Here is a 12,894-nt window from a genome sequence, read left to right as displayed (position 1 = left end):
AAGTTTTGCTATGTTCAAGCTAGAATTAAGCTGAACTAATCAGCGTTGTTCGGATCCTTGTCGGCATAGCCGCTACCAATGGCACTGAAGGGTAACTGCAAGCCAAGCTCGGGTACTTGTTTCGCAATCCAAGCCGGAAAGGTATTACTATTAGGTCCAGGCACTGCGGTATATTCATTGGCCCATGGATAACGCTGTGCCGCTGCGGCGATTTGCGGTATCAACTGAGCTGCATTAGCACCTCTTAGTTCTAATAATTTTTCTGGCTTAGCACCGTACCAATAACGATCTGGGGTAGGGGTTTGATAGCTGTAGAGTGCCGGTTGCCCCCTATCCACGCGCCAGCCCACCACTTCATGTACGGTATACTCACGGGCATTTTCTGGCTTCACGGCAATCCAGGTATGCACGGCAAACCAGCCGCGCCAACCAAAAGCATCAGCCGCGTAAACTTCGATCACAGCCTCTGGATGTTGAGTTGGGTCGACAGCCAATCCGGCTGGCTCACGTGATGCGGTGCGCCAATCCGACCCAGAACAGCCAGCTAATAGCACAGTCAAAACTAGTAGCGTAATACGTAACAACATGATTCACCCTTGATCTCAGCTTTAATAACAATCAATCTATCAGCTATCTTATACGGTGATAACAGCATAAAGGAGTAGGAGCCGATGAAAAAAGTTGCAGTGATACTAGCTGGTAGCGGTGTTTTTGATGGCAGTGAAATTAATGAAGTGGTGTTAACTTTGCTGCATTTAACGAAAGCTAGCGCCAGCTACCAATGTTTTGCTCCTGATAAACCCCAGCATCACGTGATAAATCATCTGACCGGAGCTACGGAAGCTAACTCGCGGAATGTGCTGCAAGAATCAGCGCGTATTGCGCGCGGCGAGGTGCAAGCGCTCACTGAATTGCAGGCGGCACAATTTGATGCTTTGATTATTCCTGGTGGCTTTGGCGTGGCGAAAAACTTGTGCGATTTTGCGTTTAAAGGTGCTGCGGCAAGCATCGATGCTGAGGTAAAACGAGTCTGTACAGAATTTGCGGAGCAAGGTAAGCCGGCTGGATACATGTGTATTGCGCCGGCGCTGCTTCCTCTAGTTTATCCGGCTGGAATTAAGTTAACGATAGGTAACGATGCTGATACTGCGGCTGCCTTGCAGCAAATGGGAGCTGAACATATTGAATGCACAGTAGATGACATAGTGGTGGATGCGGAACACAAGGTAGTAACGACGCCTGCTTATATGCTGGCGCAATCGGTCGCTGAAGCTGACGTGGGCATTGGTAAATTGGTCACGCAAGTACTGGCTTGGAGCTAATGTAATAGGTCATTTATGAAGATTGATTATTTCAGCCGTACCGCGGCCGCAGCCGTGTATATCACTATTACCAGTTTGTTCTGGATCGTCGGCTTGTTGGGCTTGGTCGAAGCGCTGGTTTATCAATCGGATCTGCTCCTCCATCTTATCCCTTTACCGTTAGCAACAGCTTGTTTGTTAGTTTCCTTTGGGTTTTTCTTTACGCTGCTGCAATGGCGTTGGTGGGCGCGTTTAAGTGGTATTTTATTGTTAGCAACTGGCGCTATCAGTTTCTACTTGGTGATTGCGGGAGATAATCAATTATTAGCTAGTGCCCCGATGGGGCTGATCATCAGTTTAATCATGGGGGCAGCAGTGTCCTTTGTGGTGCAAGCAACAAGTGCTAGCGGTCGTATGATTTGGCGCCTTACAGCCGTGGCGGCGATGCTTGGTGGTTGCTACATGCAACTGCAATTGTGGTTTCCTATCCTGGCGCTTAAACCAGCTAATCCAATTACTATCTCGATTCTAAGCGTGGTGGTGCTATTAGGCGGAGTAGCGCTATGGATTCATTTACGATACAAACTATCAAATAAGCAGCAGCGTTTATCCAAAACTGCATTGATAGCAGCCTTGGTGATGCAGGCCGGCTATGCCATTTGGTTTGTGTTAACGCTCTTTAATGTGCAACATGAAACGACCCAAGCCGAGCTGAAAATTGCGACTGTATCGCAAGCCATTGTGGATAGATTAGAGTCAACCACACAGATGTTCCGCCGCGCCCAAGAGCGTTGGCTACAAGCCAGTGCCACTGAATTGCCAGCTATTATCAGCCGTGATGGTGAAGCTCTTAGCAGTGATTATCCTCTAATTGATGGGGTGTTATTACTTCGTCAAAATGGTGAACTAGTGCAAGTTCATGGTTTAAGTGATAGTGCGCTCGAACTGGATATGTTTAAAACCGATATGTTTGTAGGTTGGTTGCAGGATGCTGATAATAGTGTGCAACGAACCCTTCATGGCGGTTCTCTGCAAACTCCCCAGCCGTTGTTATTAATCAAGGTTCCGTTGCCAGCAGTAGCGGCCGAACCGCTGGTGGTGGTGGCGTTGATAAACGTTCAGCGGATCACAAATTTAGATTATTTACGCGGTTTTCCTGGGTTAGATACATATGTCCAATTAACTCAAGAGGTGTTGGTTCCTCTTGATGCGGCTAGCTTCAAAACTTTCACTTTAAATGAATTACAGCAACAGTTTCCATATTATCTGAGTAGGTTAGCCCCCGTCACCTACAACGCCGAACTGAATTTTGTTGCTTTTTTAACAAGCCAAGCAAGCGTGCGTGGCTTTGCCCAACTAAACCAACTAATTTTGTGGGCTAGCTTGGCATTCTGTTTCACTTTTATTTTAGCGGCAGATAGGTCCAAACAGTTACGTCATGAAAAAAGTCGGATTTACCAGTTAGCGCGCTACGACGAAATTACGGGGCTATTGCGTCGTGATGCCCTGCGCGAAACTATGAACTCGAGTTTTGCGCAAGCCAACAATCAAAGCATGATTTTATTTATTGATCTTGATGGTTTTAAACCAGTTAATGACAGTTTAGGCCACTCGTTAGGTGATCAAGTATTAAAGATTATCGGCGCTCGGATCAGCCGGCAGTGCCCAAACAACTGTTCTATTGCTCGTTTCAGTAGTGATGAATTTATTGTATTTTCGGACCAGTTAGACGAGCAACAAACCCAACACCTAGCAGAAAATTTACTAGCTGCAGTGCGTCAACAAATTGATGTGGAAGGATTTGAATTACATCTTACCGCGAGTATTGGGATTGCTCATACGGCCATTGCCGCTCAGTCGCAACAACAGCTGATTCAATTAGCCGATGTAGCTATGTCGGCAGCCAAGCAAGCAGGTGGCAACACCTATCGCTTTTTTGTGGAAGAAATGGCAGATAATTATCGCACCATAGTATCCATTCGAAATGAACTTCAGAAAGCCCTGGATAGACGCCAGCTGAAAGTAGTTTATCAACCGATTATTGATCTCCAAACAGGAGCCATCGTTAGTGTTGAGAGTCTAGTTCGTTGGCAAACCGACACCGGTAGCCATATTTCACCCGCTGTATTTATTCCAATTGCAGAACGAACCGGTCAAATCATACAACTAGGTGAATTAGTGGTACAGCAGGTATTAGCCGATATAGGGAGCCATAGCTGCTTACAATCACTGACTGTGGCGATAAACGTATCATCGCAGCAATTAAAGCGTTATCCATTTGCTGATTTCTTGGAGGTTCAGCTGCAGCGCTATGGAGTTAACGCAAACAAGCTAGTGCTTGAGCTCACAGAAAGTGACTTTATTGAGCACTCGGCAGGTTCGCAAACTAGCTTAGCATCGTTAACTGAGCTGGGATGTAGTATTGCTATTGATGATTTTGGTACCGGTTATTCAAGTCTATCTTATCTGTACCAGCTACCGGCTGATTGTATTAAGTTTGATCGGTCGTTCACGCAAGATGTTCTGGTAGATACTAAACAGGCGCGAATTGTTACCATGCTGGTTACCATTTGCCAGGAAATTGGCAAACAAGTGGTCATAGAAGGCGTTGAGACGGCGGCTATGGCTAATTACTTTCGTGAGATTGGTTGCAACCGGGCTCAAGGTTATTTTTATGCGCGCCCAATGCCCATTAACGAACTTGAAGTCTTTTTGCAGAACCATTCAGCAGCCGGGGGATCGTCGAGCTGATGCTGACATTCCCCTTTGCAGTCACGAGCTGAATCTTGCCTCAATGGCCTGATGCAGTGGTTTTTTTAAACCGAGCATGAAAACCACTTCAGCAACGACGAATAAAGGCCCGATAGCTAAGCCCATAATATCGTCTACGAATGCTGGTTTGCGTCCTTCGTAATAATGGCCAATGAACTGAAATACCCAGCCGATCACAAATAAGCCGATGCCCCAGCTGAGCCAAGCACTGGTAGGTAACAAGGCAACATGGCTGCCTAACCATACGGCTAAGCCTAGCAGCAACGTCATCAGTACTCCTAAAAACACATCTAATTTAAGATAGAAGAGTGCAGCTAGGGCACTGACAAGAATAGCAGGGGAGAGTGGTACCCCCATGATGATACCGCTGGGTCGCGACAGTAAGATCTCGATAGCGATAACAATCATCGGAATCCCTACCAAGTGAGTGTATATGTTTCTGCGATCGCGATGGTACGCAGCATAGCCGGCTAAATGGTCTGTTATTGTTTTCATAGCTTGCTCATCTCAAGGAATATTGCCAATATTAACTGTATTCTTTTACCCAACAAGGCGCAACCATGCGAGAAAAATTAGAATTTAGATCTTTTATTATTTTACTCATAGCAGTGACCTTCGCCTTTGGTATTATTCTCGAACCCTTTTGGTCCGCTATTTTTTGGGCTTGTGCCGTTGCTGTTATCTTTTCTCCGTTGCAGTTGCGCTTACGCGCTAAATTTGGTCATTATCCTAATACCCATGCATTTATCACCCTATTGATTTGCATGACCATAGTGGTGTTACCGTTGGTTTTTTTAGCTACTGCGTTTGTACAAGAAGGCCTCAAGTTTTACCAGCAACTAGATTCCGGTGAAATTGACCCGCGTGCTATCTTGCAGCAACTGCGGGATGCTTATCCGTTCGTAGACCAAGCGCTAGAAGAGCTGGGTATTAATCCTAATGATATTCGGGAACAAGTGGTCAGTGCTATCCAAGCGGTAAGCAAGTATCTTGCCAAAGAATCGTTGGTGATTGGGCAAAACACCTTTAGCTTTTTAATCAGTACTGCCTTAATGATGTACTTGGCATTTTTCTTATTACGAGATGGCCGTAAGTTACGGCGTTTGTTAATTAAAGCCTTGCCGCTAGGGGATGAACGTGAGCATCAGTTATTTCAAAAGTTTGTTGAAGTAACGCGAGCAACGGTAAAAGGTAATCTCGTGGTGGCCATCGTACAGGGAGCACTTGGCGGCATCATCTTTTGGATTTTGGATATTCCTGGCCCCTTGTTGTGGGGCGTTATTATGGCGTTTTTATCGCTGATTCCTGCGGTAGGAGCGGCACTTATTTGGCTGCCGGTTAGCCTTTATTTATATGCCACCGGAGCTTGGATAAGCGCCACTATCTTGCTCGCCTATGGGGCTATTATTATCGGCCTTGCAGATAATGTGCTACGTCCTATTTTGGTTGGTCGAGATACCAAACTACCCGATTATATCGTGCTGTTTTCAACTATCGGCGGTATTACTTTGTTCGGTATTAATGGGTTTGTGATTGGGCCGTTAATTGCTGCATTGTTTATGGCAACTTGGCAAATTTTCATGCAAGATTACAATAACAACGCCCTGTAGGAAAGCTCCCACAGGGCATTATTGTCACTTAGTTTTACCGTACACAAATTCAGGATAGGCTTCTACTCCACAGTCAGCAATATCGGCACCGCTGTATTCGTGTTCGGCACTTATCCTAATACCCATGGTGACCCGCAATAGCCACCAAATAAGTAGGCTTAGGCTAAACACCCAAGCAAAAATCACCGCAATACCGTACAGCTGAGTTAGTAGAGTGGCTTCAGGATGGGTCATGCTGACCATCAGTAGGCCGTAGATGCCGCAAACCCCATGAACAGAAATGGCACCAACGGGATCATCAATATGAGCTCGGTCAAGCCCAATGATGGCAACCACAACCAACACCCCAGCACCCAAGCCGATGAGGCTAGCGGTTATCGCTGAACTGGCACTTGGCTCAGCAGTGATAGCTACTAACCCAGCGAGAGCGCCGTTTAAGATCATGGTCAGGTCTGATTTACGCCAGATGATACGCACCAGCAGAAATGCGGCAAGAGCTCCCGCTGCTGCCGCGGTATTGGTATTCACAAAAATTTGAGCTACCGCAGAGCTGTTGTTTTGGCCGACAATACTTAGTTGAGAACCACCGTTAAAACCAAACCAGCCTAACCACAAAATCAAGGTTCCAAGGGCTGCAAGAGGGATGTTGGCACCTGGAATAGCATAAATATTACCACTATGTCCGTATTTACCTTTGCGCGGACCGAGCAGTAAGACACCAGCTAGAGCGGCCGCAGCGCCGGCAAGATGAACAATGCCTGAGCCAGCAAAATCGATAAAACCAGCGTTAGCTAGAAACCCGCCACCCCAACTCCAAGACCCTTGAATAGGATAAATGAAGCTAGTCATGACGACTGCAAAGAGTAAAAAACTAGTTAATTTCATTCTCTCGGCAACTGCACCAGATACAATCGACATAGCGGTTGCCACAAAAACGACTTGAAAGAAAAAGTTCGCCTGTGGCGCAAAGTCGGTGACATCTGGGCTGCCGTACATTAGCGTATAACCGATAAGTAAATAGCAGAGGCAGGCAATCGCATAAAGTAAGATGTTTTTAACTAGAATCTCGGTGGTGTTTTTGCTGCGCACGAGACCTGCTTCTAGCATGGCAAACCCAGCAGCCATCCACATGACTAGGGCAGCACTTACCAGTAGATAAAAAGTATTAAGAGCGTAACTTAAATCGGTGACTGTCATTGTCGGCTTCTCCTAAATAGCACTGCGGTCAGTTTCGCCAGTGCGAATACGAATCACATGGGTCAGTGGGCAGACAAAAATTTTGCCGTCGCCAGTATTACCGGTAAAAGCTGCATCACGGATGGTTTCCACCACGTTTTCTAGTTGTTCGTCGGTCACGGCAAGATCAATCCGTAATTTGGGTAAAAAATCGATGCGGTATTCAGCGCCCCGATATAATTCGGTATGCCCTTTTTGCCGACCAAAGCCTCGCACTTCGGTAATGGTCATGCCCTGACAACCAAGCTCAGCTAATGCTTCACGCACGTCGCTTAGCTTAGCGGGCTTGATGATTGCAATAACAAGTTGCATGGTGTAGCTCCTGTTTAGGTGAATAAAGGTTTACTGAGTTCATACAGCCTGTTGCAAGCCATGTGCCAAGTTTTAGAAAAAATCAGTGCGTGCTGTTGCGGTGGGGCGTGGCGAGAAATAGTGAGGTGCAGATGAAGATAAAGGAAGATAACGCGTTGCTCACAAATCGAGCACGACTAACCGGAGAATAGGCGAATTCGCACCATTACAGTGCAGCGATCCGCTTGCCAACAGGTCTTTGTTAGTAGTGATTGCACTAAGATATAATCAAATAAACTAGATTAATTTAGCCGCAATGACTGTATGCGCTGCGTAGCTCACGTTATGATAAGTCAACAGATTTGGTTGCAAACTAACTTACTCGTATAGGAGTAGTGATGAATATCATTCATGCCATAGGGTTAAGCTTGATGCTGGCGCTAGTCGTTGCCATCAGTGGTTGCGCCGCCCCCGTCCCTGATACCACAGCACAGCAGCAACAGCTGCAGGATACGGTTGAGTTTATTCGACCTTACGAGTTATCTCGCACTGATGTTAGTTTTACGAGTTTAGGCGCTGTTGCTGGCGAATCTTGCCAAGCGCATTTTTGGAACCAAGAACCGAGCCAGCAGCAAGCTTTGTTGCAGTTAAAGCAAGCGGCTGCAGAGTTAGGAGCTAATGCACTAGTATTAAAGCAATGCATCAAAGCCGAATCAGCACAGTGTCGCTTGCGTTGGTTGTGTGAGGGTGACGCCTATCAAATGCAGCCACTAAACTAAAAGTGAAAAGAAGTAAGGAGCCATCATGAAAGTAGCAAAACGTAATGCTGATTTGATTGGACAAACCGATATGCTGCGTTTGAATGGTCTATCCGAGTTAACCGGCTGTGAGATTTTAGTGAAATTAGAATCACAAAATCCGGGTGGCTCGATAAAGGATAGAGCGGCATTGCAGATTATTAAAGATGCCCTAACCAGCGGCGAATTACAGCCGGGTATGACCATTGTTGAAGGTACCGCAGGTAATACCGGAATCGGCTTAGCATTGGTTGCTAGTTCGTTTGGTTTGAAAATGTTGGCAGTGATGCCAAACGACCAGTCGAAAGAAAAAGAACGCATGATTACTCTACACGGCGCCCAGTTAAAAACCGTGGACCCAGTGCCCTTCAAAAATGACAATCACTTTTATCATACGGCGCGTCGCTTAGCTGAAAGCCGTGAGGATTATTGGTGGGCGAATCAGTTCGAAAATACGAGCAACGCCAGAGCGCATTACCTGATGACCGGGCCCGAAATTTGGCAGCAAACTCACGGGCAAGTGGATATTTTTGTTTCGGTAGCCGGTACCGGTGGTACCATTGCAGGTAACTCCATGTACTTAAAAGAGCAAAATCCAGACCTGCAAGTATGGTTAGCGGACCCGGATGGCTCAGGTATCTACAGCTATTTGAAACAAGGTGAGTACATCAGCCAAGGAAGTTCATTTACCGAGGGCATTGGTATCATGCGTTTGGTCGAAAACTTCAAGCAAGCACGAATAGACGCTGCCGTAAACTTACCTGACCAAGACCTCGTGAGCTTATCGCGCTATATTCGGGATACGGAAGGCTTAGTACTGGGTAGTAGCTCTTGTTTGAACGTTGCCGGTGCTTTGCAAGCTGCGGCGTTGCATGGTCCAGGTAAAACCATCGTAACTTTTGCTTGTGATTTGGGTGAGCGTTCAGCGAGTAAGTTGTACAACGATGATTATTTACAGCAGCGTGGACTCGCGCTGCAGCCTGAACCTATCCATGAGTTGTTAGCTCGCTATCGCGACCAAGGAGAAAAGGTATGGTATCGACAAGCGTGAAAGCATTGCCAGCTTTGGCAGTCACTTGGATGGGCCTTCTGAGTCTTTTTATTCTGCCTAGTTATGCCGCGATTTATGAAGCTGAGAATCAACCGCAAGCAGCGGCCGAGTCAGTTAAGAAAGGTGCGCCTTTAACCATCATCGCTCATCGCGGTGCATCTGGTTACGCACCGGAGCATAGTTTGGCTGCGGTTGCCATCGCATTTGCCCAGGGGGCGGACTATATTGAACAAGATGTGGTTTTAACCCGTGATCATGTGCCCGTGGTATTACATGACTTGCAATTAGACGCGGTGAGTAATGTTGCTGAGGTGTTTCCAGATAAAAAGCGCCCTAATGGTCACTACTATGCATTAGATTTTACCTTCGCAGAACTGCAGCAGCTTAATTTTCATGAACGTAGTGAGCATACTAAAGCCGGCGCAAAAGGCTCCGCTAAGCAACAATATCCAGCGCGCTTTCCTCACGATAAAGGGCGCTTTAGGGTGATGTCATTAGCTGAAAGTATTGAATTGGTGCAAGGCTTAAACCATAGTTTTAAGCGCAATACCGGCATCTATGTTGAATTAAAGAATGCGCCTTGGCATCAGCAACAGAACTACGACCTACCCGCGGCAGTGATGCAAGTGCTAGGTAAGTACGGTTATACTGATCCTGTACCCGCAACTCCCATTTATTTACAAAGTTTTGACCCTGAAGTTTTGCGCCGCTTGAAGCGCGAATTTTTGACTGAGATTCCGCTGATTCAATTGATTGCTGACAATCGTTGGAACCAAAGCTCGGTCGATTACAATCTTATGCTAACGGCTGCTGGCCTAGAAACGTTGAGTTCGTACGCCGATGGTGTTGGCATATGGCTTGACCATTTGTATCAAGGGCCAGCGGTGCAAAGCACGGATGCGTTAGCACCGGCCGCCACTGCACAATCTTCAACAGCTCAGTCGTCATGGTTAGCAGCTGCCCAACGCTGGCGTTGGCGAGAAGTGGTGCCACACGCTCATCAAGCAGGTTTAAAAGTGCACGTATATACCTTGCGAGCAGATCAACTGCCATCAGGGTTTGCTTCCTATGAAGAGCTAAAAAAAGCGTTGACTGAACTGGGTGTAGACGGGATTTTTACTGACTTTCCTGATTTATAGACCTATGAAAACTTGGCTGACACAGAATATTGACCACCCTCAGGGTTAATCCGCTAATTCGGCAAAAGTCACTTGCATTCGGTAGCCGTCGTTGCTGGCCTCAGTGCTGTCACCATCATCATAGTATCCCGGCAGCACATCAATGACCGCAAAGTGGTGCGCTTGATAGAGCCCGATAGCTGCATGATTATCGGTACGTACCTCAAGACTCAGCGCACTAGCGCCGGCTTGCTGCGCTAAGTGCATGGCGTGACGGAGCAAGGCTTTGCCAAGACCCGTACCACGTGCAGCTGCCGCAGTGGCAATAGAATAAATGCGCCACTTGCGGCTGTTCTTGCGAGTTAACAACAAATAATATCCCAACAGCTGCTGGCCATCATTGTAAGCAACATAGACTCGGGCACTGGGACGCTGCACTAAGCGCCGAAAACTAGCCCGACCAATTCTGCTGTAGTCAAACACTTGGTGCTCTAGAGCAACTAAAGCTGGCACATCAGCCAACACCGCTTGGCGGATATGCCAAGCGGTAGGGTTAAATTCGACTGCAGTTGCTGCACTTGATTTATTTTTCATCTAAGCGCCGGGCAAAATCGCGCATAATAAGATGATATAACTCATCACCAAGCAGAAGATCCTCAACTCCCGAGTCGATGGACGGGTTATCGTTAATTTCTATTACTACCGGCCCTTTGTTGCTGAGTTTCATATCCACTCCATACAACCCATCCCCAATTAAGCGTGTTGCTTGCAGGGCTGTTTTGACCACATCCCGAGGTACTTGATGCACGCCTACGGTCTCAAAACCACCCGATTTAGCACGACTGGTGCTACTGGCATGGTTGTAAATTTGCCAATGATTACGTGCCATAAAGTATTTGCAAGCATAAATCGGGCGATTGTTGAGGACGCCAATGCGCCAGTCAAAATCGGTTTTGACAAATTCTTGAACCAGCAAGATGGTCGATTTTTTAAACAGTTCTAGCGCTACACGCCTAAATTCATCAGCATTTTCTGCTTTCTCGACACCAATAGAAAATGACCCATCTGGAATTTTTAACACCACCGGATAGCCCAAGCGCTCACCGATCTTCTCGTAGTCAATCGCTTGTTGGCTCAATAATAGTTCAGTGCGAGGCGTAGGTATCTCGTGCTTATCGAGCAATTCTTTTAAGAACACTTTATTGGCGCACTGCAAGATGGAGTGGGGTGCATCAATAACCACCATGCCATTAGCCTCTGCTTTCTTGGCAAAGTGATAGGTGTAATGGTTGATCCGAGTCGTTTCTCGAATAAACAAAGCATCAAACTCTAATAGCCGATTAAAGTCATTAGCAGTAATCAACTCAGCTTCAATATCGGCATCTTTTGCCGCCCGAATAAACTTTTGCAGCGCCTTTTTATCGCTGGTAGGAATAGGCTCATCAGGATCGTGCAAAATAGCTAAATCGTAGCGATATTCTTTACGTGTGCGGGCTTTGCGCCAGACGCGCTTGCTAAAGCTATCAAGTGAATTACCAAAAAAGGTCTGTTGCTGATCACTTAAATCAGCCAAGCTACCGGCATGTAACTGATTAATAAACCAACGGCCCTGATAGCTAAACTCGACCCAAATAATCGGACATGGGTAACGGTCAAATATTTGCCGCGCAAAATTATTAAGCAAGCTATGCTCGCTTTGTCCAAAGCAAATCAATACTTTAAAGGAACTGCTGCTGTCAGCTTTAGCTAAGAACTTATTGAGTTGTTTGTCAGTATTGGCCAATAGCAATTGGTAGTGAGAAAAGTTCGCTAGGTCGTTAATGGTCATCACTGAAGGTAAGACTCGCTGACCGCGTGCTTCAGCCAATAGACTAACGTAGTAACCGGTTGATAAATAGCTCAGGTCACCACATAAATTTAGAATTTGCGTGCGCGTTTTACTTGATTGTTGAAGTAAGTATTCACTAGCGGTAACAGTTGATTGGCTAGGGTAGTAGGGTTGCCAATCAGTAATATCATCAAGGATGATTAAAGCCGAGTTTTGCATGATAGCTCCAGTGCGAATTTGCTGCGCATATTTAGGCTTAATTTAGCAAAAATACAAGAGGTAAAAATGGGTATTTTTGGTAAATATTGTTTGTTTCCTTAGCTCTTAGATTTTAGTTAAGCTATTCTTGAGATTACCAATATAGCTTGGAGCTTAGATTATGTTGACGTTGTTAGCGAAATTTTTAAAGGCGCTCAACTCTGAATCGGGAGTATGGGCGCTCGCCTTCGCTTTTGTGTTAGGGATGATGATGGGGTTCACACCATTGTGGCGGGTGCATAATTTAGTGATTTTACTGATCGCTTTAATCTTTCGAGTAAACCTCACCGGTTTTATTTTAAGTTTTATCCTGTGTTCAGGCATTGCCTTTTTGCTTGATCCCCTGTTTCACCAATTTGGTTATTATTTGCTAGCTCACGAAAGCTGGCAGCCACTTTGGCAAGCCATGTATCAATCGGCCTTTTGGCGGGTCGTACAATTCCAGCACACCATTACCTTGGGTAGCTTGTTACTCAGTTTAGCTTTTGCGCCAATTTTAGCCGTGGTTAGCGCTGTAATTGTGACCCAGTACCGGCATCGTATTCAGGCTTGGTTTAATAAGTTACGCATTGTGCAACTGCTTAAAGCAAACAAGTTCTGGACCATTTACGCAAACTTGCGAGGGTAAGCTG

General features: G+C 46.2%; 13 protein-coding genes. 7 read left to right on the top strand and 6 right to left on the bottom strand.

Annotated elements, in window-relative coordinates; translation table 11 throughout:
- Window positions 1-35: 35 nt before the first annotated feature.
- Complete coding sequence (locus tag AB8S08_RS10025) at window positions 36-587, bottom strand: DUF3750 domain-containing protein (protein WP_153826212.1); 552 nt, start codon at window positions 585-587, stop codon at window positions 36-38.
- Window positions 588-671: 84 nt separating this feature from the next.
- Between AB8S08_RS10025 and elbB the strand changes: the two genes are divergently transcribed.
- The gene (gene elbB, locus AB8S08_RS10020) at window positions 672-1,322 is read left to right on the top strand and encodes an isoprenoid biosynthesis glyoxalase ElbB (protein ID WP_369742650.1); all 651 of its coding nucleotides are present in this window, start codon (window positions 672-674) and stop codon (window positions 1,320-1,322) included.
- Between the two features lie 15 nt (window positions 1,323-1,337).
- Complete coding sequence (locus tag AB8S08_RS10015; RefSeq protein WP_369742649.1) at window positions 1,338-4,052, top strand: putative bifunctional diguanylate cyclase/phosphodiesterase; 2,715 nt, start codon at window positions 1,338-1,340, stop codon at window positions 4,050-4,052.
- Between the two features lie 21 nt (window positions 4,053-4,073).
- Here the strand turns inward: AB8S08_RS10015 and AB8S08_RS10010 are convergent, their stop codons facing one another.
- A complete protein-coding gene (locus AB8S08_RS10010; protein ID WP_110075834.1) occupies window positions 4,074-4,568 on the bottom strand; it encodes a DUF962 domain-containing protein in 495 nt (164 codons plus the stop codon).
- Between the two features lie 65 nt (window positions 4,569-4,633).
- Between AB8S08_RS10010 and AB8S08_RS10005 the strand changes: the two genes are divergently transcribed.
- The gene (locus tag AB8S08_RS10005; RefSeq protein ID WP_313932811.1) at window positions 4,634-5,683 is read left to right on the top strand and encodes an AI-2E family transporter; all 1,050 of its coding nucleotides are present in this window, start codon (window positions 4,634-4,636) and stop codon (window positions 5,681-5,683) included.
- Between the two features lie 24 nt (window positions 5,684-5,707).
- Here the strand turns inward: AB8S08_RS10005 and AB8S08_RS10000 are convergent, their stop codons facing one another.
- A complete protein-coding gene (locus AB8S08_RS10000) occupies window positions 5,708-6,880 on the bottom strand; it encodes an ammonium transporter (protein ID WP_369742648.1) in 1,173 nt (390 codons plus the stop codon).
- A 12-nt stretch (window positions 6,881-6,892) separates the two neighbouring features.
- Window positions 6,893-7,231, bottom strand: coding sequence for a P-II family nitrogen regulator (locus tag AB8S08_RS09995; protein WP_110075831.1), 339 nt, complete (start codon window positions 7,229-7,231; stop codon window positions 6,893-6,895).
- 377 nt (window positions 7,232-7,608) lie between these two features.
- Here AB8S08_RS09995 and rcsF point away from each other — a divergent pair, with 377 nt between their 5' ends.
- The 3 genes from rcsF to glpQ are packed head-to-tail and all read left to right on the top strand — an operon-like array spanning window position 7,609 to window position 10,197.
- Window positions 7,609-7,989, top strand: coding sequence for an Rcs stress response system protein RcsF (gene rcsF / locus AB8S08_RS09990; RefSeq protein ID WP_153826206.1), 381 nt, complete (start codon window positions 7,609-7,611; stop codon window positions 7,987-7,989).
- A 25-nt stretch (window positions 7,990-8,014) separates the two neighbouring features.
- Window positions 8,015-9,058 carry a cysteine synthase A gene (locus AB8S08_RS09985; RefSeq protein WP_369742647.1) on the top strand — a complete coding sequence of 348 codons (1,044 nt, stop codon included), beginning with the start codon at window positions 8,015-8,017 and terminating at the stop codon, window positions 9,056-9,058.
- The gene (glpQ, locus tag AB8S08_RS09980) at window positions 9,040-10,197 is read left to right on the top strand and encodes a glycerophosphodiester phosphodiesterase (RefSeq protein ID WP_369742646.1); all 1,158 of its coding nucleotides are present in this window, start codon (window positions 9,040-9,042) and stop codon (window positions 10,195-10,197) included. Before AB8S08_RS09985 ends, glpQ begins: the two co-directional genes overlap by 19 nt.
- Window positions 10,198-10,242: 45 nt before the next feature.
- Here glpQ and AB8S08_RS09975 read toward each other — a convergent pair whose 3' ends face one another.
- Entirely contained in the window at window positions 10,243-10,770 is a 528-nt protein-coding gene (locus AB8S08_RS09975) for a GNAT family N-acetyltransferase (protein ID WP_369742645.1), read from the bottom strand.
- Window positions 10,760-12,223: a RimK family protein gene (locus AB8S08_RS09970; RefSeq protein ID WP_369742644.1), complete on the bottom strand. Its 1,464-nt coding sequence runs from the start codon at window positions 12,221-12,223 to the stop codon at window positions 10,760-10,762. The genes AB8S08_RS09975 and AB8S08_RS09970 overlap by 11 nt, the downstream gene beginning before the upstream one ends.
- Before the next feature lie 160 nt (window positions 12,224-12,383).
- Here AB8S08_RS09970 and AB8S08_RS09965 point away from each other — a divergent pair, with 160 nt between their 5' ends.
- Entirely contained in the window at window positions 12,384-12,890 is a 507-nt protein-coding gene (locus AB8S08_RS09965; protein ID WP_110075826.1) for a TIGR03546 family protein, read from the top strand.
- The last annotated feature ends 4 nt before the right edge of the window (window positions 12,891-12,894 follow it).

It is taken from the genome of Pseudidiomarina sp. PP-1MA (assembly GCF_041200125.1).
In the GTDB taxonomy this organism is placed as follows: Bacteria; Pseudomonadota; Gammaproteobacteria; order Enterobacterales; family Alteromonadaceae; genus Pseudidiomarina; species Pseudidiomarina fusca.
The sequence above is the reverse complement of the archived record's forward strand: the minus strand, read 5'-3'. Positions and strand labels throughout refer to the sequence as shown.